This window comes from Sphingomonas sp. KC8 (assembly GCF_002151445.1).
Taxonomy (GTDB): domain Bacteria; phylum Pseudomonadota; class Alphaproteobacteria; order Sphingomonadales; family Sphingomonadaceae; genus Sphingomonas_E.
In genome coordinates, this window is the sequence record NZ_CP016306.1 from 1,103,577 (window position 1) to 1,130,025 (window position 26,449).

Below are 26,449 nucleotides of genomic sequence, written 5' to 3' on the forward strand. Positions count from 1 at the left end.
CATGACGGCACAATTCGCACATCTCGTGGCGCCCGGTCGGATCGGCCCGATGGCGATCCGCAACCGGATGCTGTTGACCGCAATGGGCACCGGACTGGCAGAAGCCGATGGCACCTGCGGCGAACGGGCACTGGCCTTCAACCGCCAGCAGGCAGAAGGCGGCATCGGCCTGGTTACGCTCGGCGTCGTCGGCGTCGGCTGGCCGATCGGCGGCAATATGAAGGGCCAGCCGGCGCTGTCGGAGGATCGCCATATCCCCGGCATCGCCGCCATGGCGCAGGCGGTGCAGAGCCACGGGGCGCGCTTTGCCGTCCAGCTCCATTTCGGCGGCCTGGTCGGGATGGAAGATATGCTCGCCGGACGACCGGCATGGACTCCATCGCTGCCCGTGGCGGTTGAAGGCGATATGATGGACGGCTTCCTGGACGACGAAGCCGCCAGCGCGCCGTTCTTCCAGCTGCGTGACGTGCAATATAAGGTGATGACCCGCGACGATATCGCCGCGCTGGTGGAAATGTTCCGTGCCGCCGCCGATCGCGCCCGTCGTGCCGGGGTGGACGGGATCGAAATTCACGGTGGCCATGGCTACATCATCTCGTCCTTCCTTTCCCCGGCCACCAACCGGCGCGAGGACGAATATGGCGGCAGCGTCGCCAATCGCGCGCGGCTGCTGATCGAAATCATCCGCGCGGTACGCGATGGCGCCGGGCCGGACGTTGCGGTGTGGTGCAAGATCGACACCGAGGAATATGAACGCGAAGGCGGCATCCGCATCGCACATGCGCTGGAAACCGCCCGGCTTGCCGAAGCCGCCGGGGCGCACGCGATCACCGTCACCGCCAACCATGAAACATCACGCGGCACGCTGCATTCGGGATCGCATACCCCGCAGTTGCCTGGCCTGAACGTGCCCAAGGCGGCCGCGATCAAGCGTGCGGTATCGATCCCGGTGATCTTTTCCGGCCGGATCGAACCGGAAGATGCCGATGCGATCATCGCCCGCGGCGATGGCGATTTCCTTGGCATGGGGCGCAAGCTGCTGGCCGATCCATCGCTGCCGGCCAAGATCATGCAAGGCGATCCCGCCAGCGTGCTGCCCTGCGTCTATTGCTACACCTGCATCAGCGCGATCTATTATGGCGGATCGGTGCGCTGCGCGGTCAACCCGCACACGGCATTCGAAGGGCAGGACTGGCTCCCCGTCGCGACCACGCCACGCCACATCGCCGTGATCGGCGGCGGGCCGGCGGGCATGGAAACCGCGCGCCGGCTGGCGCTACGCGGGCATCGCGTCACGCTGATCGAACGCAGCCGCATGCTGGGCGGCACGCTGCGCTTCGCGTCCATCGCTTATGATGCCAACGAACGGCTGCTGGACTGGCTGATACGCGAAATCGAACGATCAACCGTCAATGTCCGACTGGGCGAGGAAGCGTCGCCCGAATTGCTGCGATCCATCGCCGCCGATGCCATCGTCGTGGCCACAGGCGCGCGACGCGATCTTTATTCGGTTCCGGGCGATGATCGCGATCATGTGCTGAACGGCGACGATCTTCGCCGGCTGATGCTTGGCGAAAAGGCGTCGCCCGGTCGGACGAAGCTGGGCTGGGCGACACGGACGATCGCCAAGGCGGGCGCGCTGACCGGAGCGACAACCCGGCCGGCGCTGGTACGTGAAGCGACCAAGGCGTGGATGCCGCTGGGGCAACGCATCGTCATCATCGGCGGGGATCTGGTCGGATTGGAGCTGGCCGAGTTCCTCGTCCATCGCGGGCGCGAAGTGGTGATCCTTGACGATACGGCCAAGTTCGGGCGCGGCCTTCAAATCGTCCGGCGCTGGCGGGTGCTGGATGATTTGCGCGAAGCCGGGGTGCGGTTCGAACCGGGCGTCCGCGATATCGCGATCGATGCCAAGGCCGTGCGCGCAACCGGCGCGAATGGCGAAAGCATCACCTTTGCGGCAGATCATGTCATCCTGGCGCGTGGCGCCGGCGCAGATCTTCGCTTTGCGGAAACGCTGCGGGCGGCCGGCCTTGAGCCTCAAGTTGTGGGCGATGCCCTAGGTGTCGGCTATATCGAAGGGGCGATGCGCAGCGCAGCAGAGATCGCGCGGATATTATAATCCACCCTATCCAAATATACCCGAAATATCAAGCAAATACTTGAAACAATCTCACCATACATATGGAAATTAATTTAATATAATGGATAGTGTTATATGGGGATACATGGAGTTAACCGCATCATGATCGCGGTTCATGACATCGAACATGCAAAACGGCAATATCATGACCTGTTAGGTGCTACTTTCATCGATGCCAATTGGACCGGGAACCCCTTTGGCATCAGCGTAGCCATCGCATGGGATGCCGGCATCGAACTGTGCGCGCCACTTCCCGGCAGAGAAACGGATAGCGCAGTTTCCCCGTTCCTGGCCACCCACGGCGAAGGCGTCATGAACGTCTTCTTCAATGTCGATGACGGCGACGCGGCGATGGAGAAGGCCGCAGCGCAGGGATATGGGTGCCTCACCTCACTGGATTATACGCAGGACGAGATTGACCAGCATCTTGGCGGCCTTTTTAAACGATATCAGGAATTTACAGTCGATACGTCAGCCCGCTGCGGTTTCACCGTCAGCCTGGCCCGGATCGAACGAAAGACAGACACCATCCTGTAAGCATGAATGGAAACGTCGCCGCGCTGCACCTTCACGGCGATGTCAGCCGCATGGCCTCAGTCGATCGGCCATTCTGGTGGATACCATGCGTCGGCGGCGGCCTGCCACGGCGCATGGCCGCCATCTCCCGGCATGGCCATCCACAGCCGGCACGTGCTTGCCATCTCTTCTGCCCGCATCATCTGCAGGGCGATCAGCACCCAATGCCAGCCGGACGCATCCAGCCGAACGCGCTCCACCAGCCCCCCAATCTCTATTTGATCGCCGGGACACACCGGACGCCGCATCTTCAATTCGCTGCGCCCGATCCGGCCCGCAGGTCCGCTCCAGCCGGTCGCGAAACGACAGAACAGCCCCAATTGGCTGGGCGTGCTCAAGATAATATCCGGCAGCTTCATGGCGATGGCGCGTGCATGATCATGATGCTGCGGCTGCCAGTCACGACTGGTGATCGCCCCACCCACGACGTGGGCAGCGGAAATGCTGATTTGCAAGGGCGGCAAAGCCGCGCCCACGGTAATGTCGGCGCTGGTCATCGGGCCTTCTTCCCATAGCCGAAAAATGTCAGGCTTTCCGTGCCGAGCAGTTCCCCGTCATCGCGGCGATAATGCACCAGAAGCGTCCAGTATCGCCCCTTGCCCAGCCTGGTTTCCACAACCGGGCCAAGCTGGGCCAGTTGCTGCTCCGCACAGATCCGGTCCCCCGGCCGCGCCGGTTCCAGATATTCAGTCGAAGCCGAAGCAACGATGGCGTTGGGATATCCGAGCCGTTCCTTCAGCCGAAAATGCAGTTCCAGCGGACGCGCCACCGACACAGCAGCAGGCGACCAGCGATCGGGCCGCGTCCAGGCCGAAAGCAGCGCGGGTGGCGCAATGATTCCACCAGTGATCGGTTTTGCCGCCTGTTCATCCCAGTAAAGCGGGTTCCCATCCTCTATCGCCGCGGCAAAGCCCTGGATGGCGCCATGCTCCACCACAGCTGCGGCATCGCTTGTGATCAGCAAAACGCCGATCCAGTCGGCCAGATCATCCGGCATCGCCTGCATGGTCATGGGTTCAGGCCAGCGGCAGGCCAAGGCCACGGCGCGCGATGATGTTCTTCTGCACTTCGGAAGAACCGCCGCCGATCGTATCCAGCGCCGTGGCGCGATATGAATGCTCCCACTTGCCATCGGCCGGGGCGCCGGCCGCACCATGCGCAAGCAACCCCTGCGGGCCAAGCGCATCGAGCGCGAAATCGGCAAGACGCTGGCCCAGTTGCGTGCTGAACAGCTTGTACATCGCCGCTTCCACCGCCGGCACTTCACCTTTGCCTGCTGCCACGATCACGCGTCGCTGGAGCATCTTCGCCGCTTCGACATCGGCCGCCAGCCGACCGATCTGCTGCGCGATCAGCGGATCATCCGTCAGCGGCGCGCCGCCCCGTTCGGTCGCCTTCAACAGGGCCAGCAGTTCCCGGAATTTGGTGATGATCGGGTTGACCGTGAAGAAGGTGAAACGTTCGAAATCCAGCGCCTCACAAACATAGATCCAGCCTTTGTTAACCTCGCCCACCAAACGATCTTCGCCGATCTCGACATGATCGAAGAACACCGCATTCGTGCGATGATCCCCCATCGTCTTGATTTCCTGAATGGTAAGGCCGGGATGATCCATCGGGATCAGGAATACGCTGATCCCCTTATGCTTTGGCGCCGTGGGATCCGTCCGGGCGGCCACCCAATACCAGTCGGCAAAATGAGCTGAGGTCGTGAAGGTTTTCTGGCCATCCAGGATCCAGCCCGTTTCGGTCTTCGTCGCCCGCAATTTCAGCGCCGCAAGGTCCGATCCCGCATTCGGTTCGGAATAGCCGAGCGCAAATTCGACATCGGCCGTCAAAATCCGGGGCAGAAATTCCGATTTCAGGACATCCGATCCATGGCGGATCAATGTCTTGCCGATACAGCCCACGCCCTTGCCGATCAGTGGCGCGCCACGCCCGGCAAGTTCCTCGTTCAGCAGATATTCGTAGATGCCCGGCCGTTCGCTGCCGCCATATTGGGCCGGCCAGGTCATCCCCAGATAACCTTGTTCACCCAGCCGGCGGTTGAACGCCCGTCGGGCCGGGCTGTCCGCCAGCATCGAATCCGCTTCGCGATCGGGCGCCATGAAATCAGCGGCATCGGGATGCGTCGCTTCGCCTTCCAGAAAAGCCACGACTTCGGCGACGAACGCCCGTTCCTCTTCACTCAGGCGAAAATCCACGCGTATTTCCCCTTTTCATTGTCGCGTTCCGACATGCCCTAATCCACCAGCGCCGGCTGCAATTCGGGGCTGGGCCGGGGTGCGTTGCGATACGCGTCCAGCATCACATCCCGCTCGCCCCGCAGCATTTCGATATTATGTTCCTTCACGCGATCATATCCGCGCGCGCGGCCATAAAGTGCTGCAATATCAACAGCCTGATCATAACGCGACGCATTCAGCCCACCCAGCAATTCGCCGATCAGCGCTTCATATTCCCCGATCAACGCCCGTTCCAGGCGCCGGTGCGCCATATAGCCGAAGGGGTCGATCACGGTGCCGCGCAAGCCCCTCAGCCCACTCAGCAGGCGAAAGCCCTTCAGCATCCATGGGCCGAACGTGATCTTACGCGGCCGGCCATCAGCATCACGGCGCGCAAGCAGCGGTGGAGCAAGGTTGAACCGGATCGTGAAATCGCCTTCAAACGCCGCGTTCAACTGCCCCAGAAAATCGTCATCCGAATAGAGCCGCGCAACTTCATATTCGTCCTTATAGGCCATCAACTTTGACAGCGTGTAGGCAACCGCCCGGGTGAGCCGGTCTGCGCCCATCTCCCGGTCCGCCGCGCGCACCCGATCGATCATCGCCACGAAGCGGCGCGCATATGCCGCATTCTGATAGGCGGTGAGGCGTGCGACGCGATCGGCGATCAGTTCATCCACGGTCTGGCCCGTTGGCTGATCGGCGGAACCCGAACGATCAAGCCATTCAGCCATTCTGGCGGGATGGACGGCCGCGATGCGCCCCATCGCGAAAGCGCGATGATTCAGTTCGACCGCCGCGCCATTGAGTGCGATCGCCTGCATCAGGCTGTCCAGCGACAGCGGCACATGGCCCTGCTGCCAGGCCATGCCCAGCAGGAACATGTTCGCACCCAGCGCATCGCCCAGCATCTTGATGGCGATCGTCGTCGCGTCGACGCCTGTTGCCGCGCCTTCGCGCGTGTTCCCATCGACCAGCGCCCGCAGGGGGGCATCGTCAAACTTCAGATCCGGGCTGCTGGCAAAGCTGCTCGTCGGCGCAATGAAGCGATTATAAACCGCGGCGCTCCGTTCCATCGACAGGCGGGACAGCGCTTCGCCACCCGTGGCGACAACCAGATCGCAGCCCAGCAGCAAATCGACGGCGCCCTGCGGAATGCGCGAGGCATGTTCAGCCGCGTCCGCCGCCGCAAATCGCACATGGCTCGTCACCGCGCCGTTGCGCTGGGCCAAGCCGGAAATGTCCAGCACCGTGACGGGTTTGCCATCGATATGGGCGGCCATGCCGATGATCGCGCCGATCGTGACGACGCCGTTGCCGCCGATCCCGGCGATCAGGATATTATAGTCACGCGCCCGGCCGGGCAATGTCGGTTCCGGCAGTGCGGCCACCAGCCCGGTGTCGGCCACGTTTGCCATGGCAGCCCCCTTGCGTGGCGAACCGCCCAGCACCGTGACGAAGCTGGGGCACAGCCCCTTCACACAGGAAAAATCCTTGTTGCAGACAGACTGGTTGATCCGCCGTTTGCGCCCCAGCGGGGTTTCCACCGGTTCCAGTGCGACGCAGTTCGATTGCACACCGCAATCGCCGCAACCTTCACACACCGCCTGATTTATGAACAGGCGCTTGGCCGGATCGGCCACCTTGCCGCGCTTGCGCAGACGCCGGCGCTCGGTTGCGCAGGCCTGGTCGTACACGAGCGCGGACACGCCCTTATGGTCCCGCAATTCCTTTTGCACCGCATCCAGTTCATCGCGATGGTGGAACGTCACCCCCTTGGGGAAGTCCGCCCGATCATGACGCGCGGGATCGTCGCTCACCACCGCGATCCGCCGGACGCCTTCGGCATCAAGCTGCGCGGCCACATGTGGCGTGGTGATGCCACCGTCAAACTGTTCGCCTTCGATCGGCTGGCCGCCCGTCATTCCGACGGCGCCATTGAGCAGGATCTTGTAGGTGATGTTGACGTTCGCCGCGACGCATGCGCGCACGGCCAGCAGCCCCGAATGAAAATAGGTGCCGTCCCCCAGATTCTGGAAGATATGCGGCAGATCCACAAACGGCGCCTGCCCGATCCAGCCAGCCCCCTCGCCGCCCATCTGGTAGGAAAACATCGTGTTGCGTTCGGGCAGGAACACCGCCAGCCCATGGCATCCGATGCCGCTGACGGCTTTCGATCCTTCGGGCACTTTGGTGGATGTGTTGTGCGGGCACCCCGCGCAAAAGCTAGGCATGCGCATCAGCGCGCCCTGCCCCGCCGCAGGGCCGGGGCCGGCCAGCACCGGCGCCTGAAGGGATGCGAGCCGGGCCGCTATGCTATCGTCGGCCGGCAGGCGCCGGCCGATCGCGCGCAGGATGATATCGGGGCTGAGTTCCCCCACCGCACTCAGCAGCGTTGCGCCGGTTTCGTCCCGCTTGCCGGTAAGGCGCGGGCGCTCATCCGCCGGCAGATGATACAGGATATGCGCCAGTTGCTCCTCGATAACCGGGCGCTTTTCCTCAACAACGAACACTTCGTCGCACTGGCGGGCAAATTGGGTGATGGTCTGCGGTTCAAGCGGCCAGACAAGCGCACATTTGTAGACCGCGATCCCCAGTTCTTCGGCGCGCCGCTGATCGATACCGAGCCTGCGCAGCGCTTCCAGCACATCGAGATAGGATTTGCCCGTGCTGACGATGCCCAGCCGATTGCGGCCAACCTTGCCAAGCCGCACCCCATCCATGCCATTGGCACGCGCAAAAGCCTGCACCGCCAGCAGGCGCTGTTCGAAAACCCGCTGTTCCTGCACCACCGGCCACACGCCCGCGCGGATGTTCAATCCGTCAGCCGGCATCACATAATCTTCGGGAATGCGAACACCGATCCGTGCCGGATCGGCATCCACCGACGCCGACGTCTCGATCGTATCCGTCACGCATTTGAACCCGATCCACGATCCGCTGTAGCGCGACATGGCGATGCCCAAGGTGCCGAAATCCAGATAATCCTGGATCGTCGCGGGGTGCAGGATCGGGATGCCGAAATGGATCAGCGCATGATCGCTCTGATGCGCCACAGTGGACGAGCGCGCGGCATGATCGTCTCCGCACAGCACAAGCACGCCGCCATGTTTGGCGGTTCCCGCATAATTGCCATGCTTGATCGGATCGCCGGACCGATCCACGCCCGGCCCCTTGCCATACCACATGGCGAACACGCCATCATAGCGCGCACCGCCGACAAGACCGACCTGCTGGCTGCCCCATACCGAAGTCGCGGCAAGGTCCTCATTCACCCCTGGCTGAAAGTGGACATGGGCCTCGCGCAGCTGATCCGTGGCCTGCCACAAGGCGAGATCATAAATGCCCAGCGGCGAACCGCGATAACCCGATATGAAGCCCGCCGTATTCAATCCGGCGGCTTCATCGCGGCGGCGCTGCATGATGGGGATACGAACCAGCGCCTGCGATCCGGTCAGATATACCCGGCCCTGCGTCTGCGTATATTTGTCCCGCAACGTGATACTGTTCACGGCTGCGGCTCGATCTGCATCAGTTCGACCGTCACGCCCTGTCCATCCGCGATCTGGGCGGACATAACGCCAGGGCGCAATTCCTTCGGCGGGAACGGCACCGGATAGCCGGCCGCCTGGGCCGAAGCGACAATCTCGGCAAGGTTGGTCACCGTCAGCGTCAGATAACGCAGGCCTGTTTCGGCATCATAGGCGCCGGTATGCGCCCGCTGATCCGGCACGGCCGCGGGCACGACGATCCGGAAAATGGTCTCGCCGCATTGCAGGCGACGGATGTGGCATATGCCCGGCAGATCAACCTCGCCGACTTCCACAAAGCCCAGAAGATCGCGATAGAATCGTAGCGCGTGTTCGATATCCGTGGCGATCATCCCGACATCGATCTGCGGCTTGCTTAACTGTACTGCCATGTTCGGACCTTTCAGCCTGCGGCCACATCGTCGGCGGGGGCCATGCTCTCGGCGGTCAACCCCTTGTGACCCCATATGTCGCCGGGAGCGCACAAACGCGGCGTCCAGTTTTCATCGACGCGGATCGCGCCGCAGCCAATCTCGACATCCAGGCCGAACGGGCTGTGCATGTAGAAGGAAATGATGTTGTCGTTCGAATGCCGGCCCAGCGTACTTGAAATCTGGATGCCGGCCGCCTCCACCCGTTCCATGCATTTGCCGACATCATCGATATCGGCCACCTCCAGCATCAGATGGTGCACACCGTCATACGGCCCGGCATGCGCCAGACCGATCGTATGGTGACGCGGGTTGCAGTGGTAGAAATTGGCGGAAAGCCCGTCCCCGAACAGATAATAGTCCGTCAGCCGGAATCCGAGCACCCGGACGTAGAAATCCTGACTGGCCTTGAGCTGGGACACGATCAGATTGACATGGCCAAGCCCCATGTCTCCGGTCAGGAATTTCATGCCCTGCGGCGAAACAAAATCCCGATCCAGCCTCGGCGCGTAGAACAGTTCGATGACGTTGCCTGCCGGATCCTGGGTGAAGGCGATCCCCGTCACCGCACGTGCGGCAGCCTCCTGTGCGCTGCCCGATCGGATCGGAACGCCCTGGGCGGCAAGTTCGGCACAAGCCTGCTCCAGTTCGATTTCACCCGCCAGTTCGAAACCCATGTAAAGGAGCATCCCGTCGCGCGGGGCTGGATGGACGCCAATGCGCCACTGCCAGGCATCGACTTTCAGGTAGATCGATCCATCGGCCGCGAGATGCGATGTGCTGGCGGGATCACCCGGCACCGAACGCGCAGGCATCAGGCCAAGAATGTCGGTCGCAAAGCCCATCAACGCAGCCGGTTCGCGCACGCCGATTCCCACATAGCCCAAGCCGCAGATCTTCAAGGCGTTCCACTCCCAAGTTTGGCACTTGCATGCCTTATTTGAAACGATACTATCGTTACCATAATGTGCGGTCAAACCCTAATCCGACAGGAAACAGCAAGATTTTGACCGCAGGTGCGCCGTCGAATATGCCCCTCTCCATGGCGAAAGCAGATACAGCGACGAAGATATCAACCGACAGTGCCGCCAACGGCACGCCCCCCGCCAAACAGGTCGGCCGGCCGCGCAGCGCGCGATCGGAAAATGCCATCCTGAATGCTGCGATGGAGATCCTGGTTGAACGCGGGTATCGCGGCTTCACGATGGACGAAGTCGTTACGCGCGCTTCGGTCAGCAAGGCGACAATCTACCGGCGCTGGCCTTCAAAGGAATTGCTGGCCGTCGCGGCGGTGGATCGCCTTCCCGAACTGACGCTGGTCGACAACGGCTCGATCGAAGAGGACCTCTTCGCGATCGTCACCGAATTTGCCGATTTCGCGCAGAATACCGCTTTGGGAACCGTTTGGCCGACATTGGTGGGCGAACGCAGCCGCAACCCTGAATTGAAGGCCGCGCTCGACGCGTCGACCGCACGCCGCCGGCAGCCCAGCAAGATCGTGCTGGAGCGCGCGATCGCACGGGGTGAACTGCCTGTCGATCTCGACCTTGAACTTGCGGTCGATCTGGTGATGGGACCGATCATGCTCCGCCTGATGTTCGAAGATGCCGACATCAGCCCCGCCGAATTTCGCAAAATTGTCCAGGTGGCGCTGAAAGGGCTTGGCGCGACGACAAGCTAACCCCGCCGCGCCTGGAAACATCAGGCCAGAGGCGGATGGAACCGGATCGGCACGCGCGTGAAGCCGGCCAGATTTTCGCCATAGGCACGCTCGCACTGGTCCTCGATCAGTTCGTAATCGCCAATGGCGGTCAGGATTTCCTCGACCATCATCGCCCCCGCAAATTGCGCAAGATTGGCGCCCAGGCAGAAACCGCTTCCCGTTCCAAAGGTCATATCGGCTTTGCGCGGGCGGAAAATATCGAACTCATCCGCCCGTTCGAACCGATCGCTATCGCGATTGGCCGACGCATAAATCATCAGCAGCCGATCCCCCTCGCGGATATGCTTGCCACCCAGATCGAAATCCCCCCGGGCGCGCCGGACCAGCATGTTGGTCGGCTGGTCGAACCGGCAGGTTTCCGCAAACGCCGCCTTTGCCAGCCCGGCGGGATCGGCCACCACCTTCGCTTTCTGTTCCGGGTGTTTGGCGAGATAATAAAAGACGCCGGCGGTTGCCATCGGCGTGGTTTCCGAACCCGTCACGAGCAACGAGAAGAAATAGGCGATCATATCTTCGTCACTGAGCCGCGTGCCATCGACCTCGGCCTCCAGCAATATCTTGGCATGGCGCTGCGCCTGTTCGGGTGCGGCGCGCAGGCGCGCGACATAAGCGGCAAGATAACCGCCCAATTCCTGCGCCGCTTGCTGGTTGCGCGGCGACGTCATCCCTTTTTGCCCCGCATCGCGATGCATGATCATGTCATCGATCAGACTGCGGACATATTCGGCATCCTCACGCGGGAAACCAAGCATATAGCCCGCATTGATGCACATCACCCGATTGGTAAGATCGCGATACACGTCAAATTCACCGCGCGCGACCAGCGGCGCCAGCAATTCGCGGACCAGTCCGCGCAGCCGGTCCGCCTCCGCCTTTACGGCCTTCATGGTATAGGATGGGGTGAGCAGGTTGCGCCATGCCCGTCGTTCCGGTTCGTTCATTGTCATGAACGTATGCGGGACCGGTTCGCCCAGCAGGTGCTGACCCAGCAACGACCCGTGGGTGAAATCGATCTTGTCCCCCGCCAGGCTGGCTTCGTTCACGTCATCATATCGAACCAGCGCCCAGGCCCGATATTTCTCCATATGATGCGGGCATCCTGCCTCGCGCATACGCCGATACAAATCACGCGGATCACGCATGGCTTCGTCGGAATAGGGATCATAATCCACAGACACTATATTCTCCGTTCGATTTTCTTGCCGATTGGGCGATGGGGATTGGGCGCGATCACCCGCTGATCCGCCAGCCGGGCCAAGGCGCGCCGCCAAGATCACGAACAACCAGTTCCACCGGGGCGCCGATCACGACATCTTGTCGCTGGACGGCGTTGATCGGGCTTGTCGCCTCCGCAACCAGATTGCCGACCATCCGCAGGCCCGGCTGTTCGGCCAGTTCGATCACCGCGACCGGATAGGGGGCATAGGGTGCAAAAGCTGGCAGCACCGGTGGATGGACCCAGGTGAACGACCATATCCGTCCCCTGCCCGATACCGGCGTCCATTCAGGAACGCTGCCGCAGCCCGCGCATCGCACGCGCGTCGGGAACATCCACTCGCCACAGGGCGCGCAATGTTGCACCACCAGTTGCCCTTGTGCCAGCGCGGCCCAGAACGGCGCTTCGACGGCGCCTGCCATGTCCGGCAGGGGGGCGGTTTCGATCATGCCGCCCTCCGCAACAGCAAGGCGCCATTGGGTGTACTGTCGCACCCCGTGACGAGGCATGTTTCGGCGCCTGCGACCTGGCTGGTGGCGCTGCCGCGCATCTGGCGCACGCCTTCGGCAACCAGATTCATCCCGTGGACATAGCCTTCCGAAAGCCCGCCCCCGGCCGTATTGACCGGCAAACCCCCGTCTGCCGCGAGCGCGCCGGAACGGACGAAATCGGCCGCCTCGCCCCGCCCACAGAAACCATAAGCTTCGAGCGAAAACAGGATCAGCGGCGAAAAGGCGTCATATATCTGGGCGACATCCACATCCTTTGGCCCGATCCCCGCCTGCCGCCACAGGTTGCGCGCCGCCACGGCGGAACAGCCGTCGAAAGCATCGCGCCGGTGAAAATCGGCCATCGGCTGATGCCCGGTCGCCAGCCCTTGTGAAAAGGCGCGGATCAGAACGGGCGGCTGGCGCAGGTCGCGCGCGCGTTCCGCCTTCGTCAGCACGATCGCCACCGCTCCATCTGTTTCGAGACAATTGTCGAACAGGCACAGTGGCTCAGCCACCATCCGCGCCGCGAAATAATCATCACGATCAAGCGGCCTGCCACGCATCTGCGCATTGGGGTTCGCATGGGCGTAGGCCCGCTGGCTGACGGCAATCAGGGCCAGCGCATCGCGGGCGTCGCCAAAGTCATGGAAATAACGCTGGGTCAGCATCGCCACTTCATCCACCGGACGCAAAAGCCCCGACGGCCGCGACCATTTCCAGTGGTCGGTCAGCACCGGCGCGGTTTGCCCCCAGACGCGCGATGCCGTGCCAGAACGCTTGCGCGCGCGCCACACCACGCCGACTTGCGCCACGCCCGCCGCAATCGCCAGCGCGACATGGCCGATCGTACCGGGGGCCGCGCCCCCGCCATGCCCGGTCTGCGAAAAGAAATGGAGATTGCCGAACCCCATCTGCCGGGCGAGTTCGAAATCGGTGGTCGCCTCCATCGTATAGGACCCGACGGCATCCACGTCGCGCGGCGACAGGCCGGCATCTTCCAGCGCACGGCCAACGGCCTCGCACGCCAGTTGCAGTTCGCTTTCCGGCAATCCCTTGCCAAAGCGCGTTTCCCCGATGCCGACGATCGCGGTGGTGTCGCGAAAGGCGCTCATGCAGGCTTTCCGATGTAGAGCACCTGCGCGCGATACAGCATCGCCGGCTTTTCGTTGCCCACGCCATGCACCGCGATCTCGATCGTGATCATGGTGCCCTTTGCGTGGCGCGCGACAGCGGCCAGCCTTGATCGCGCATGGATCCGCATCCCCACCGGCACCGGCGACACGAACCGCAAGCCGTCCGATCCATAATTGACCGCCGTACCATGGCCCGTAACCACCCAGCGATTAGCCGGCATGATCGACGGTATCACGCTCAACACCAGCATCCCGTGCGCAACCGGGCCGCCGAACGGGCTTTCGCGGCGCGCCTTTTCGGGATCGACATGGATCCACTGGTGATCGCCCGACAGGTCCGCAAAGCGATCGACCATATCCTGCGTAATTTCCAGCGCGCTGCCCCAATCGCCGAAATCAGTGCCCGTCAGCGCTTCGAGCGCGCCGAAATCATCAAAGCGTACCGATTGGGCGATCATGGCCGCGCGCCCTTGCGCAGGTTGCTGCCGGCTTCGTGAGCAAGCGCTGTGCCAAAGCCGCTTTCGCTTCCCCGGTTCAGCGCATCCTTGATACCCGACGCGACGCCGGACGGCAGCTTTGCCACCGCATCCCCAAGGGCGCAGGCGCGTTCGAGCAGGCCTTCGGGTTCGCAAACCTCATCGATCAGGCCGATCCGCAGCGCATCTTCCGCATGGATCGCCGGTTCGCACAACAGCAGGCGCTTGGCCTGTCCCAACCCGACAAGATGGGGCAGCAGGCTCGTCGCCCCGAACCCCGGCATGATGCCATGTTCCGCAAAGTTGAGCTTGAGCAACGCACCAGCCGCCGCGAGGCGGATATCCAGCGTCAGGCTCATCGACACGCCAATACCCGCCGCCGCGCCGTTGAACGCGGCAATCGTCAGCTTGGGACAATCGCGCATCTCGCTTGCGAAACCGCGCACGAACGCCTCCTCGCCGATCCGCAGCCCGGACGGCCCCGGCGGCGCGGTGAAACAGTCGCGATCCGCCCCCGCACAAAATGCGCGGCCTGCCCCCGTGACCACGATTGCCGCGACAGCATCATCCCGCACCGCTGCCCGAAAGGCGCCGACAAGATCCTGGCCCATTTCCGGCGTATAGGCGTTCAACCGATCGGGCCGTTGCAGGCGGATGATCGCCACCGCGCCACGCCGCGCCACGCCGACGGTGCCATAGCCGGCCGCAACGAATATATCCGTCATGCGCCTTCCCCCGGCATCTTCCACACGGGCGGGCGTTTTTCCGCGAATGCGCGTGGGCCTTCCGTGGCATCGGGATGGCCGATCTGGTCGATGATCAGTGCCCAGCCAGCCTGCAAGGCGGTGCCAAGGTCCTGCTCCTTCGCGCCCCAGATCGCTTGTTTGGTGCGCGCAACGGCGGCCGGCGAATGACGGCTGATCTTTACCGCCAGCGCCAGCGCCTGCGGCAGCAACGCATCGGCCGCGACAACCTCGTCGACCAGCCCGAGACGATGGGCGGCCTGTGCATCCATGCGTTCAAGCCCACCCGTCAGCGCCATGCGCATCACCGCGCCGATCGGCATTCGCCGGGCCAGCATGATCGGTTCCAGCGCGGCGACATACCCAACCGCCACATGCGGGTCCGAAAAATAGGCCCCGTCCGACGCCAGCACGATATCGGCATCCGCCACGAAATGCAGGCCACCGCCCACAGCACCGCCATTGACCGCGGCGATCACCGGCTTCGTCACGCCATTTTGCATCGCGGTCCAGCGGATCGAATCCAGCGTCGCCGCCTTTCCCGCCTTGTCCGTCTCCGGCGGGTCGGCCAAATCCGCGCCGGAACAAAAGACGCGCCCCCCCTCCCCCGTGATGATCGCGACGCGTGCGTGCGGGTCAGCTTCAAACCGCGCCCATGCGGCAGGCAGTTCACGGCTCATCACCGCGTTCACGGCGTTGCGCTTCGCCTCCCGCGCCAACGTCAGGATCGCGACAGGTCCGTGCATTTCGTAGCGGAGCGTCTCAAAGCCCATGGCTTACTCCATTCCGAGGATGGCGACGGCACATCCCGTGGGAAACCCGCCGATATTGTGGCTCAGCGCCAGCGACGCCTTCGCCACCTGCCGCGCGCCGGCCCGCCCCTGAAGCTGCAGCACATTTTCGACGATCATCCGCACGCCGGTCGCGCCCGTCGGATGCCCGAAAGATTTCAGCCCGCCATCGCTGTTGACCGGCAATTCACCGGCCAGCGCGAAACTGCCGCTTTCAATATGCTCCTTGGCCGCACCCTTGGCGCAGAAACCAAGATCCTCGTAACTCAGCAATTCGGTCAGCGTGAAACAGTCGTGCACCTGCGCTACGTCGATCTGGCGAAACGGATCGTCGATCCCGGCCATGCGATAGGCGGCGGCGGCGGCCGTCTCGGTGGCCTTCCAGCGCAGGAAATCATTGTCCGGATCGGTATGCGGGTTGGGCGCGGACGCCGACACCACCGCCTTCACCAGCACCGGATCATCCCGAAACGTGCGCGCCATCGAAGCGCGGGTGACGATGACGGCGGCAGCCCCATCGGTTTGTGCCGCGCAATCGTACAGCCCGAACGGCCAGGAAATCATCCGCGCGTTCAGTGCATCCTCGATCGTGATTTCCTTCTTCAGGAAGGATTTCGGCGCGAGGCACCCGTTGGCATGGTTCTTCACCGCGATCCGGGCAAGATGTTCGCGGCCGGCGCCGAACGCCTTGAAATAGGGCTTGGCGCACAGCGCGAACCAGCCCGCCGGGGTGGCCGGTAGATCGCGCACCCCACGGATGCTGACGGACGGGCCGGAAACGCCCCGATCCTTGGGCTTGTCATAGCCCACGACCAGCACGGTATCGTGCACGCCCGCCGCCACGGCCATGCAGGCGACGCGGAAGGCTTCGGTGCCGGTGGCGCAATAATTGTAGACCGAACTGAGCGGCTTGAAGAGTTTCAGCGATTCCGAAACCTCGACGGGGCCTTGCGCGGAATATAGCGAACCACAGAAGATCGCGTCGATCTGGCGATCGGGATCGTCGATGCCCGCGTCGGCATAGGCTTCGAACACCGCATCGACGATCATGTCCTCGGCGTTCTTCGTCCAGTTTTCGGCGAATTTGGAGCAGCCGGCGCCGATGACGGCAACCTTGTCCTTCAGGCTCATGTCGCGTCTCCTTCGACGGGAACGCATTTCCAGAAATAATTGGGTTTGCGCCCGGCCTGATGGATCCGCCGGAACACGAAGCGCACCGGCATGCCGATATCGATCCGGTCGGCCGGAACGTCGGCGATCTGCATATGAATACGCGGCCCCCCTTCGACCTGAACGATACCGACCGCCGTGGGCGGTTCGGGGCTGGGGAAAAAGGCGTCGAGCGTGAAGGTGACGATATGCCCCCGCCTTTCGGCAAACCGTTCGCGCGTGAACGGCCCCTGCTTGCGGCAGCGGATACAGACGCGCCCTTTCGGGAATTGCGGTTCGCCACAGGCGCAGCGTTGCCCGGCCAGCGCCAGATTTTCGTCGCGTTCGCGGAAATGCACCGTCGCGGAAATGCCGGCATCGTCGGGGGCTGGATATTCCGTCGGATCAAGCCCAAGCACCTTGCGATAGGCATCAAGGCTGGTGATCGGCCTGCGCTGCGCGAGCGCGGGTGCCAAAGCCATCCGCCCGCTCGCCCGTTCCACATCGAACAGCAGGGCTTCCGCACCATCGCCATGGGCCACCATCGCAACCCGGCTGCCGGCCGGCGCATCGTCCAGCGCACCCGCCAGTTGCACCAGCGCATGGGCCGATCCACAAAAGCCGACGCGTCCGAAAAGCGGGTCCTGCAATTGTGCCGCCGCGATCTTCAATCGCCCAGCCAGCCCGGCATGCGCCCGCGCATTGGGCGCACTCAACACCCAACGCCATGATCCGTCAGGTTCATGGCCAGCCGCAAGCGCAGTTGCCGCCGTCGCGGCCGGCGTGAGATAACCATATTCGGTGACGAACCGATCTTCCCAGCCATGAGGGAAACGATCGCCGGTACGCCGCCACACATCGATAATCTCTTGGCTGCGCGAAACGCCGCCTGCGAAGCGCGCAAAGGGTGCGTCATTCGATATCAGGAAAGCGGCGGCGGCATCGCCCCCGTTGCTTTCGAAATCGCTGCCCGGCACGCCCGTGCGGCAATCCGCCGCGATCACCAGCGCTGCGGCGATATCACCCGCCCGCACCGCATCGATGGCAAAGGCCAGCGCCTGCGCACCCGCGCGCAGCGAATGGGCCACGTCGATCGTGCGCACATCCTTTGGCAGGTCCAGCACCCGCGCGATCAGCGATGCTCCCTGCTTTTCCAGATAATCATGGCCGGTCGTGGCAAAGATGATCAGGCCGATCCGGCTGCGATCTCGCCCTTCAAGGCAATCCTGCGCGGCGGCGACGCCCATCGTGGTGGCATCTTCGTCGGCCCAGGCAACCGCCCGCTCCGCGCTGCCCGCCTTGCCGCCTTTCAGCAGCCCCAGCGGCATCCGGCGCAAGGGCACATGCACCCCATAGGCAAGGATACCGCTCATTGCGCGCCACCGGCGTCCGGCGCCTTCACGCCACCCCGAAAGGGATAGGGCTGGCCCAGCATCCCGAGCGCGCCGAAAGCCCCGCGCATCTGTCCGCGGAAATGCGCGCGGATCGCATCCAGATCCCATCCCTCGCTGCGGATCAGCGTCTTGCCATAATGCGGTTGCGACAGCAGCGCGATGCGATCGCCGCCGGTGCCAAATACCTGCCCCGACACGTAATCCGCCTCATTCGAGGCCAGAAAAACGATCATCGGGCCATTGAGCGTAGGATCGGGCTGAACCGCCAGAACCCCTTCGCCCGGCTTGGTGGTGGCCGACATCTTGGACATGCCGAGCGGGCTGACCGCGTTGACGCGAATGCCGTAACGCGCCAGTTCCAACGCCCAGGTGTAGGTCATCGATGCGATCGCGCCCTTGGCGGCGGCATAGTTGGTCTGGCCGAAACTGCCGAAATGTGCCGCCGACGTGGTGTTGATGATCGCGCCACCGCGCCCTTGGGCCACCATCTGCCTGGCCGCCTGCTGCGCGCACCAGAAGGTGCCCTTCACATGCACGCGCCACACCGCATCAAACTCGTCGCCGGTCATCTTCAGGAAGGTGCGATCTTTCAGATTGCCGGCATTGTTGACGAGGATATCGACCCCGCCGAACGCCGCCACGGCCGCCGCTATCATCCCGGCCGCGCCATCTTCGCTGGCGATGTCGTGCGCCGACGCAATCGCCTTTCCACCACCCGCAATGATCTCCGCCACAACCGCCGCCGCGCCTTCGGCATGGATATCGTTGACGACGACGGACGCGCCGGCGGCGGCAAGGTGCAACGCATGGCCCCGGCCAATTCCGCCGCCCGCGCCCGTGACGATCGCAGATTTTCCTTCGAGCAAAGCCATATGACCCTCAGTTGAGAACGGGGATGTCGCCATCGATCACACGCCGGGCGAGTTGCTTTTCCAGCCATCCGCTTTCGCCGTGCAAAAGCTGCTGATGCTTGGCGCGCCGAAAATAGAGCTGCGGATCCGCCTCGCTGGTAAATCCCAGCCCGCCATGGATTTGGATCGCCAGAGCGGAAATCCTACGAAACGCGCGACAGGCAAACAGCTTGGCGGTGATCGCCAGCCGATCGAACGGCAATCCTTCGGCATGCGCCCAGGCCGCCTGCCATGTCAGCACGCGGGCGGCCTCCAGTTCGGTCGCCGCGTCGGCCAGATAGTGGGCGATCGACTGGAAACTGCCGATCGGCCGATCGAATTGTTCGCGTTCCTTGGCATAAGCGATGCTCATCTCCAGCACCCGCTCGGCTCCGCCCACGGCCTGGGCCGCCAACGGGATCAGGCCTTCCATGAACACGGCGTTCCAGGCATCGGCCACCGCGCCGCCATCACCAAGCAGATCGCCCCGCGCAATCTTCACATCATCGAAATCGACGGTGCAAAGTGACGCGCTGGCCAGATTGGGTTCCGCCGTGACGCGCACACCAGGCGCGCGCCGATCAATGCAGGCAAGACCATGTTCGCCTGTTCGGCCAGCCCCCCGCACCAGCACAAGCAGGCAATCCGCCGCCGCCGCATATGCCACGAACAGCTTTTGCCCTGTAAGCGAGAACCCGTCATCCTTGGGCGCAAGCGCGAGCTTCACCGACGCCAGATCGTCCCCGCCACCCGCCTCATAGGATGCCGGCACGACGACAAGCGATCCATCCGCGATGCCCGGCAGCCAGCGTGCACGCTGCTCATCATTTCCTGCCGCCGCGATCAACCGGGCCGCACAAAACGCGCTTTCGAAATGCGGGACCGGAACCAGGAAGCGACCAAATTCATGCGCCGCGACCGCAGTTTCGATCATGCCGAGCGCGGAGCCGCCATACGCCTCGGCAATGCCCAGCCCGAGAAATCCGGCATCGGCCAGGCTGCGCCACACCCCGGCCATGGCGGACGCCGGATCGCGCTCCGCCTGCCGAACAGCCTTGCTGTCGGATTCGGCTTCGCAAATGCTGCGCAGGCTATCGCGCAGCATCACTTGCTCTTCGGTGAAATCCAGATTCATGTCTGTCCGGCATCCATTCCCAAAGCCGGCAATCCTGTGCGATCCCCGCCCCCTCGCACCGGGCCGATGCCCTGGTTGATTGCGGGGAAGCGATATCGACATCGGTCGCCGTGCCACTTACAGTACCATCGGTACTATTTTTAACGCGATGGTCAAGCGGCTGAATGTGATGAATGAAAAGATCGGGGGCGAACCGCCCGTTTCACGCACACCGAACGGGGAGGATATCGCCCTGGCGCCGCCGGTAGCGCTGGGCACGATGCTCTTTTCCCTCGTCGAACCGAACACCGACCATGCAGCCGATTTTGCCCGCTGGTATGAACGGGATCATTTCTTTGCCGGCTGCATGGCGGGCGCCGATTTCTTTTCGGGCCGGCGCTTCGTTGCCACACGCGACCTGAAACAACACCGCATCGGCGCCGGCCTGACAGATGATCACGCCGTTGACGACGGGTCGTTCCTCCATCTTTACTGGATTCTGCAGGGCCGGCGCGACGAAGCCCTTTCATGGTCGGTCGATCAGGTACGCCGTCTCGCCCGTCAGGGCCGGATGGGACCACCCACACGCAGCATATCCACCGGCTTTTACGATTATGTCGGCGGGCATTTCTCCTCAGCGCAGCCCATCCCGGCGGAACTCGCGCTCGAATATCCTTATACGCGCGCAACGGCGCTGCTGATCGACAAAGCGGAAGGCGCCGACACGCACAGCTTTAGAAATGAACTGGAACGCCGGCTTGCGCCGCTGCACACGCACCCGCGCAGCATGGTGCTGTGGTTCCGGCCGATCCAGCTTCCGTCCAATGCCCCGCGCATCGCAACCCCGGTCCCGCAGGCGGAACTGGATCGCCGCTGGCTGATCGTGGCATTCTCGGACGCCAATCAGCAGGACAGCGATATGCGGGCCATACGCAGCCTCGGTGCGGCGATGTCCGCCACGCAACTCGGCACCTTGCGCCTCGCAGCGCCGTTCCGCCCGATTACACCCGGCATCGACGATTATAGCGACCGGCTATAAGCCGGCCCCGGCTTTCATCCATACGCATGATGCGCATCCATCGCGTTCATCCCAGCATCGCGCCAAATCATAATGGGAGATGGCTGGATGTCCGACGTGGATCTGATCATTCGGGGCGGGCTGGTGTGCGATGGAACCGGTGGCGAACCCTATCGGGCCGATGTGGCGATCGGCGGCGGGCGCATCGTGGCGATCGGCAAAGGGCTGACAGCCGATGCCGAAGTGATCGATGCCAGCGGCTGCATCGTCACGCCGGGTTTTGTCGACGTGCACACCCATTATGATGGTCAGGCGATCTGGTCGTCCCGGCTGGCGCCATCGTCGCTGCACGGCGTTACCACCGTCATCATCGGCAATTGCGGCGTGGGCTTTGCGCCTTGCCGCCCGGCAGACCGGGACCGGCTGGTCGAACTGATGGAAGGGGTGGAAGACATCCCCGAAATCGCCATGGTCGAAGGGCTACCATGGGACTGGGAAAGCTTTCCCGATTTCCTCGACGCATTGGAACGGCGGCCGCGCGATATCGACGTGGCGGCGCTAATCCCGCATTCGGCGCTTCGCGTCTTCGTGATGGCCGAACGCGGCGCGGCGCGCGAACCCGCCACCGCCGCCGACATCCACGAAATGCAGCGGCTGGTGGGCGAAGCCATGGACGCAGGGGCGATCGGCCTCGGCACATCGCGCCAGATCATCCACCGCACGGCCCATGGCGCACTGATCCCAAGCTATGACGTCGCCACCACCGAATTGCAGGCGCTGGTCGAGGCCATGGGCGATCGCGGCGTCTTCCAGATCGTGCTCGACGTGCCCAACGCAAGCTGGAATGACGAATTCGACGCGCTACAAAAAATCGTCGGCACGTCGAGCAAACCCGTCACCTTCCCGCTTGGGCAGGGCAGCGCGGACCCGGACGGATGGCGCGATGTGCTGGCGCTTGTCCGCGACGCGAACGCCGCCGGACGCACCTTCATCCCACAGGTGCTTCCCCGCCCGATCGGCGTGGTGCTCAGCCACGCATCGACATCCCACCCCTTCCGCGATCGGCCAGGCTACAAGGCTTTGCCGACGGATCTGGCGCAGCGGGTGGCGGCCCTGCGCCAACCGGACGTGCGCGCGCAGATATTGAGCGAGGAACCCGACGGCGATGCCACCCCGCTGCGCCGGATGAGTTGCGCTTATGATCAGATGTTCCCGCTGGGCGATCCGCCGCAATATGAACCCGACCCCGCCAACAGCATCGCCGCGCAGGCCGCGCGCCGTGGCATCACGGCCGATGAACTGGCCTATGATCTTCTGCTGGAAGATGATGGCCATGCGATGCTCTACGTCGCGATCGGCAATTACGCGCAATCAACGCTCGATCCCGTGCGCGAAATGCTGATCGATGAAAATACGATCATCGGGCTGGGCGACGGCGGCGCCCATTACGGGATGATCTGCGACGCCAGCTATCCGACGTTCATGCTCACCCACTGGCGGCACGATCGACAGGGGGATCGCATGTCCCTGCCCTGGCTGGTGAAGGCGCTCAGCCATGATACGGCGCGCGCCTTCGGGCTGCACGATCGCGGCCTGATCCGCGAAGGGATGAAGGCCGATGTGAACGTGATCAATCTCGACAGGCTGAGACTGCACAAGCCCACCATCATCCACGATCTGCCTGCGGGCGGCGCGCGCCTGATGCAGGAGGCGACAGGATATGCCGCCACGATCGTCGCCGGGCAGGTCATCTATCGCAATGGCGAACCCACCGACAACCTGCCGGGACGCGTGGTGCGCGGAACCGCGTGACTATCACCAGGGGGGAGGCCGACATGTTCGCCTCCCTCGTCGCAACTTATCGCAATTTACGCAGATTTCATGATCTGATGGCATCAACGCGCATAACCGTCATGTGGACAGGAACATGCGATGATCGACGCCACGCGACGCAGCGCCCGCCACGACATTCAGGCGGAAGCCGTGCTCCATGTCGCGGGAAGCCCGCCGCTGGCCGTCGCTGTCTGCAACATATCCCGCCACGGCATTGTCATCGACAGCCTCGCATCCCTGAACGGCGATTGCGCGATCACCATCGAATTCATGCCCGGAATGCGGCTGGCCGCACGCTTTGTCTGGCAGGATGGTTTTCAAACGGGGCTTGAACTGGCCGAACCCATCCGGGCGACGGACTATTGGCCCTTGCTGCAACATTTGAATGGATACAGCCCCGCGGGCACCATCTCCTCCTAGTCCCCCCGTAAGGGCCAGAAAAAAAGGGCCAGCCCGTGAGGGCCGACCCTTGAAGTTTTAGGAGAGGATGCCTGAAAGGCCCGATCTTTCTGCGCCTCAGCGGCATATTCCGCAAGTGCAAAAACAACCTTGTGGATTGCATATTTTGCAATCATTGCGAAATTCACCGCAAATTTTCCATTTTACGCAACTCAGGGCCTATATGCGTAAAATTACCTATAGCATTCTACGCATGAAATTAGTTCCTGGTCTAAAAATGGTGCACCGCAGCAAATTCTGCCAGGGACACCCGTCTAAGGCAGGGTTCCAATCGGGCAATCGAAGCCGTCACCGCACCTGAAACAGAAACGGTGACGGGCTGGCGCTTACAACGCGCCGTGGCAGTGCTTGTATTTTTCGCCCGATCCGCAGGGGCATGGCGAGTTGCGGCTGACCTTGCCTTCCCATTCGGCGGGATCATCGCCCATCGAATCAGGCAGCGCCGCCGCGGCGAATTGCGCCGGGGCAATCCGCGTGGTCACCAGGCCGAGCGCGTTCGCATCGAAATCATAGGTATCGTCCTCGCCGGTCAACGGATCGATATGGGTGGTCATGAAATCGGGCATCGGCGGCAATTCGGGCGCACCGCCAAACTGGATGTTGCTCAACATCCGCGTCACATCCTCGCGGATCGCCACCAGCATCCGTTCGAACAGTGCAAAGGCTTCCTGCTTATACTCGTTGATCGGCGTCTTCTGCGCATAAGCGCGCAGGTGGATCACGGCGCGCAGGGCATCCAGCGTCGCCAGATGTTCCTTCCAGTGATGATCGAGCGACTGGAGCAGAATGCTCTTTTCCACGCTGCGCCGCGTTTCCGCGGACACCTGTGCAAACCGCTCGACGATACGTTCCTGCGACAGGGCCTGAAGGCGTTCGTTCACGATTTCGGGATCAACCGCCTCTTCCTTCAGCCAGTCATCGACAGGCGGCTCGACGCCCAGCAGAAGCGCGGAACGCTCCTTGAGCAGTTCGACATTCCACTGTTCGGGATAGCTGTTGGGCGGGCAACAATCCGCAACGATCGTGTTGACGGTATCGGCGCGCATGTCGACGACGACATCATCCACCGTTTCCGCGTCCATGATATCGGCGCGCTGTTCGTAGACCACCTTGCGCTGGTCATTCATCACGTCGTCATATTCGACGACCTGCTTGCGAATATCGTAGTTGCGCGCTTCCACCTTGCGCTGCGCGGTTTCGATAGCCTTGGAAATCCACGGGCTGATGATCGCTTCGCCATCCGACAGATTCTTGTTCATCATCTTGGCGAACATCGTCTGCGGGCCGAAGATGCGCAAAAGATCGTCATCGAGGCTGAGGTAGAAACGGCTGAGGCCCGGATCGCCCTGACGGCCCGAACGGCCGCGCAGCTGGTTGTCGATACGGCGGCTTTCATGCCGTTCGGTGCCGAGCACGAACAGGCCGCCGGCATCGAGCACAGCCTGCTTTTCCGCCACGATTTCCAGCCGGATCCTGGCCGCCTGCGCCTCATATTCGGGCGTGCCTTCGACAAGATCGGGATGCTCGTCGAGCATGCGGAACTCAAGATTGCCGCCGAGCTGAATGTCGGTGCCGCGGCCCGCCATGTTGGTGGCGATCGTCACCGCTTTCAGGCGGCCGGCCTGCGCAACGATATGCGCTTCCTGCTCGTGATAGCGGGCATTGAGCACGTTGTGCGCAACACCTTCCTGATTCAGGAATTCGGACAGCATTTCCGATTTTTCGATCGAAACGGTGCCCACCAGCACCGGCTGGCCCCGTTCCGCCGCGTCGCGGATCGCCTTGGTGATCGCGCTGAACTTGTCATGGATATTCTTGTAGAACTCGTCGTCCTGATCGATCCGCTTGACCGAAAGGTTCGTCGGGATGGTGACGACGTTCATCTTGTAGATCTGGTGGAACTCGCCCGCCTCGGTGGCGGCCGTACCCGTCATGCCGCCCAGCTTGGGATACATGCGGAAGTAATTCTGGAAGGTGATCGACGCGAGCGTCTGGTTTTCCGGCTCGATCTTCACATTTTCCTTGGCTTCCACCGCCTGGTGAAGCCCGTCGGACCAGCGCCGCCCATCCATCATACGGCCGGTGAACTCGTCGATGATGACGACCTTGCCGTCCTTGACGATATAATCGGTATCCCGCTTGAATACGATATTCGCGCGCATCGCCTGGTTGAGGTGATGAACGACCTGCGTGTTTTCGATATCGTACAGATTGCCGCCTTCCAGCAGCCCGGCGGCTTCCAGCAGGCGCTCCAGCCGCTCGGTGCCGTCCTCGGTCAGCGTGACCGATTTTTGCTTCTCGTCGAGTTCATAATCCTCCGGCGTCACCTGCCGCACGATGGCGTCCACCGCCATGTACAGTTCGGATTTATCGTCGGTCGGCCCCGAAATGATCAGCGGGGTGCGGGCTTCGTCGATCAGGATCGAATCGACTTCGTCGACGATGGCGTAGGCGAACGGCCGCTGCACCATCGACGCGCGCTCATATTTCATGTTGTCGCGCAGATAATCGAACCCGAACTCGTTGTTCGTGCCGTAGGTGATGTCTGCGGCATAGGCGTCGCGGCGCTGCTGGTCGGACAGGTTGGGCACGATGACACCCACCGTCAGCCCGAGGAAGCGATAGACCTGGCCCATCCAGTCCGCATCGCGGCTGGCGAGGTAATCGTTGACGGTGACGACGTGGACGCCCTTGCCGTCGAGCGCGTTCAGATAGGTGGCCAGCGTCGCGACCAGCGTCTTGCCTTCACCCGTGCGCATTTCGGCGATTTCACCGCGATGCAGCACGATGCCGCCGATCATCTGGACATCATAATGCCGCTGGCCCAGCACGCGCTTGGCCGCTTCGCGGACGGTGGCGAAGGCTTCGGGAAGGATGGCGTCCAGCGTTTCCCCTGCCGCGAGACGCCCTTTGAGGACAGCGGTCTGCCCCTGCAACGCTGCGTCATCGAGCGCGGAAATCTGCGGTTCCAGCGCGTTGATCTTCGCGACAATGCCGCGCAACGACTTCACATATCGGTCATTGGACGATCCGAAAATGGCCTTGGCCAGTCCGCCGAGCATAATGAATCCTGTTCGTTATATTTAGAGGATGCCGGGCCGAACATGCGGCTCC

The 26,449-nt window shown here is 62.8% G+C and carries 23 protein-coding genes; 6 read left to right on the forward strand and 17 right to left on the reverse strand.

The window, feature by feature from the left end:
- Window position 1: 1 nt before the first annotated feature.
- On the forward strand, window positions 2-2,122 hold the full coding sequence (locus KC8_RS05190; RefSeq protein WP_010123484.1) for an FAD-dependent oxidoreductase: 2,121 nt from the start codon (window positions 2-4) through the stop codon (window positions 2,120-2,122).
- A 123-nt stretch (window positions 2,123-2,245) separates the two neighbouring features.
- Window positions 2,246-2,680 (forward strand): VOC family protein, encoded by a 435-nt coding sequence (locus KC8_RS05195; protein ID WP_010123485.1) that lies wholly within the window; start codon window positions 2,246-2,248, stop codon window positions 2,678-2,680.
- Between the two features lie 56 nt (window positions 2,681-2,736).
- On the opposite strand, the gene KC8_RS05200 is transcribed toward KC8_RS05195, so the two are convergent.
- Genes KC8_RS05200 through KC8_RS05225 form a run of 6 tightly spaced genes read right to left on the reverse strand, consistent with a single transcriptional unit; the run spans window position 2,737 to window position 9,882 of the window.
- Window positions 2,737-3,216 (reverse strand): MaoC/PaaZ C-terminal domain-containing protein, encoded by a 480-nt coding sequence (locus tag KC8_RS05200; protein WP_010123486.1) that lies wholly within the window; start codon window positions 3,214-3,216, stop codon window positions 2,737-2,739.
- Window positions 3,213-3,731, reverse strand: coding sequence for an FAS1-like dehydratase domain-containing protein (locus tag KC8_RS05205; RefSeq protein WP_037495110.1), 519 nt, complete (start codon window positions 3,729-3,731; stop codon window positions 3,213-3,215). Before KC8_RS05205 ends, KC8_RS05200 begins: the two co-directional genes overlap by 4 nt.
- Window positions 3,732-3,735: 4 nt before the next feature.
- Window positions 3,736-4,923 carry an acyl-CoA dehydrogenase family protein gene (locus KC8_RS05210; protein ID WP_010123488.1) on the reverse strand — a complete coding sequence of 396 codons (1,188 nt, stop codon included), beginning with the start codon at window positions 4,921-4,923 and terminating at the stop codon, window positions 3,736-3,738.
- Between the two features lie 38 nt (window positions 4,924-4,961).
- Window positions 4,962-8,456, reverse strand: a complete 3,495-nt coding sequence (locus KC8_RS05215; RefSeq protein ID WP_010123489.1) for an indolepyruvate ferredoxin oxidoreductase family protein — start codon at window positions 8,454-8,456, stop codon at window positions 4,962-4,964.
- The gene (locus tag KC8_RS05220; protein ID WP_010123490.1) at window positions 8,453-8,866 is read right to left on the reverse strand and encodes a VOC family protein; all 414 of its coding nucleotides are present in this window, start codon (window positions 8,864-8,866) and stop codon (window positions 8,453-8,455) included. Before KC8_RS05220 ends, KC8_RS05215 begins: the two co-directional genes overlap by 4 nt.
- Window positions 8,867-8,877: 11 nt before the next feature.
- Window positions 8,878-9,882: a VOC family protein gene (locus KC8_RS05225; protein WP_232455627.1), complete on the reverse strand. Its 1,005-nt coding sequence runs from the start codon at window positions 9,880-9,882 to the stop codon at window positions 8,878-8,880.
- A gap of 65 nt (window positions 9,883-9,947) precedes the next feature.
- Here KC8_RS05225 and KC8_RS05230 point away from each other — a divergent pair, with 65 nt between their 5' ends.
- On the forward strand, window positions 9,948-10,586 hold the full coding sequence (locus KC8_RS05230; protein ID WP_010123493.1) for a TetR/AcrR family transcriptional regulator: 639 nt from the start codon (window positions 9,948-9,950) through the stop codon (window positions 10,584-10,586).
- Between the two features lie 20 nt (window positions 10,587-10,606).
- On the opposite strand, the gene KC8_RS05235 is transcribed toward KC8_RS05230, so the two are convergent.
- From KC8_RS05235 to KC8_RS05280, 10 genes are read right to left on the reverse strand one after another with little or no spacing between them, the layout of a single operon-like run.
- Window positions 10,607-11,806, reverse strand: coding sequence for a cytochrome P450 (locus KC8_RS05235; protein ID WP_232455628.1), 1,200 nt, complete (start codon window positions 11,804-11,806; stop codon window positions 10,607-10,609).
- 52 nt (window positions 11,807-11,858) lie between these two features.
- On the reverse strand, window positions 11,859-12,293 hold the full coding sequence (locus KC8_RS05240; protein WP_010123496.1) for a Zn-ribbon domain-containing OB-fold protein: 435 nt from the start codon (window positions 12,291-12,293) through the stop codon (window positions 11,859-11,861).
- The gene (locus KC8_RS05245; protein WP_010123497.1) at window positions 12,290-13,447 is read right to left on the reverse strand and encodes a thiolase C-terminal domain-containing protein; all 1,158 of its coding nucleotides are present in this window, start codon (window positions 13,445-13,447) and stop codon (window positions 12,290-12,292) included. Before KC8_RS05245 ends, KC8_RS05240 begins: the two co-directional genes overlap by 4 nt.
- A complete protein-coding gene (locus tag KC8_RS05250) occupies window positions 13,444-13,926 on the reverse strand; it encodes a MaoC family dehydratase (RefSeq protein ID WP_010123498.1) in 483 nt (160 codons plus the stop codon). The genes KC8_RS05245 and KC8_RS05250 overlap by 4 nt, the downstream gene beginning before the upstream one ends.
- Complete coding sequence (locus KC8_RS05255; protein ID WP_010123499.1) at window positions 13,923-14,669, reverse strand: enoyl-CoA hydratase/isomerase family protein; 747 nt, start codon at window positions 14,667-14,669, stop codon at window positions 13,923-13,925. The genes KC8_RS05250 and KC8_RS05255 overlap by 4 nt, the downstream gene beginning before the upstream one ends.
- Window positions 14,666-15,460: an enoyl-CoA hydratase/isomerase family protein gene (locus KC8_RS05260; RefSeq protein WP_010123500.1), complete on the reverse strand. Its 795-nt coding sequence runs from the start codon at window positions 15,458-15,460 to the stop codon at window positions 14,666-14,668. Before KC8_RS05260 ends, KC8_RS05255 begins: the two co-directional genes overlap by 4 nt.
- Window positions 15,461-15,463: 3 nt before the next feature.
- On the reverse strand, window positions 15,464-16,609 hold the full coding sequence (locus tag KC8_RS05265) for an acetyl-CoA acetyltransferase (RefSeq protein WP_010123501.1): 1,146 nt from the start codon (window positions 16,607-16,609) through the stop codon (window positions 15,464-15,466).
- Window positions 16,606-18,000: an OB-fold domain-containing protein gene (locus KC8_RS05270; RefSeq protein WP_010123502.1), complete on the reverse strand. Its 1,395-nt coding sequence runs from the start codon at window positions 17,998-18,000 to the stop codon at window positions 16,606-16,608. The genes KC8_RS05265 and KC8_RS05270 overlap by 4 nt, the downstream gene beginning before the upstream one ends.
- Entirely contained in the window at window positions 17,997-18,893 is an 897-nt protein-coding gene (locus KC8_RS05275; RefSeq protein WP_010123503.1) for an SDR family NAD(P)-dependent oxidoreductase, read from the reverse strand. Before KC8_RS05275 ends, KC8_RS05270 begins: the two co-directional genes overlap by 4 nt.
- A 7-nt stretch (window positions 18,894-18,900) precedes the next feature.
- Window positions 18,901-20,046: an acyl-CoA dehydrogenase family protein gene (locus KC8_RS05280; RefSeq protein WP_010123504.1), complete on the reverse strand. Its 1,146-nt coding sequence runs from the start codon at window positions 20,044-20,046 to the stop codon at window positions 18,901-18,903.
- A gap of 169 nt (window positions 20,047-20,215) precedes the next feature.
- Here KC8_RS05280 and KC8_RS05285 point away from each other — a divergent pair, with 169 nt between their 5' ends.
- The 3 genes from KC8_RS05285 (at window position 20,216) to KC8_RS05295 (ending at window position 23,296) form a co-directional block, all read left to right on the forward strand.
- Window positions 20,216-21,064, forward strand: a complete 849-nt coding sequence (locus KC8_RS05285) for a hypothetical protein (RefSeq protein ID WP_138956585.1) — start codon at window positions 20,216-20,218, stop codon at window positions 21,062-21,064.
- A gap of 87 nt (window positions 21,065-21,151) precedes the next feature.
- Window positions 21,152-22,855, forward strand: coding sequence for an N-acyl-D-amino-acid deacylase family protein (locus tag KC8_RS05290; RefSeq protein ID WP_010123507.1), 1,704 nt, complete (start codon window positions 21,152-21,154; stop codon window positions 22,853-22,855).
- A 120-nt stretch (window positions 22,856-22,975) separates the two neighbouring features.
- Window positions 22,976-23,296 carry a PilZ domain-containing protein gene (locus tag KC8_RS05295; protein ID WP_010123509.1) on the forward strand — a complete coding sequence of 107 codons (321 nt, stop codon included), beginning with the start codon at window positions 22,976-22,978 and terminating at the stop codon, window positions 23,294-23,296.
- Between the two features lie 365 nt (window positions 23,297-23,661).
- Here KC8_RS05295 and secA read toward each other — a convergent pair whose 3' ends face one another.
- Window positions 23,662-26,397, reverse strand: a complete 2,736-nt coding sequence (gene secA / locus KC8_RS05300; protein WP_010123510.1) for a preprotein translocase subunit SecA — start codon at window positions 26,395-26,397, stop codon at window positions 23,662-23,664.
- Window positions 26,398-26,449: the final 52 nt, after the last annotated feature.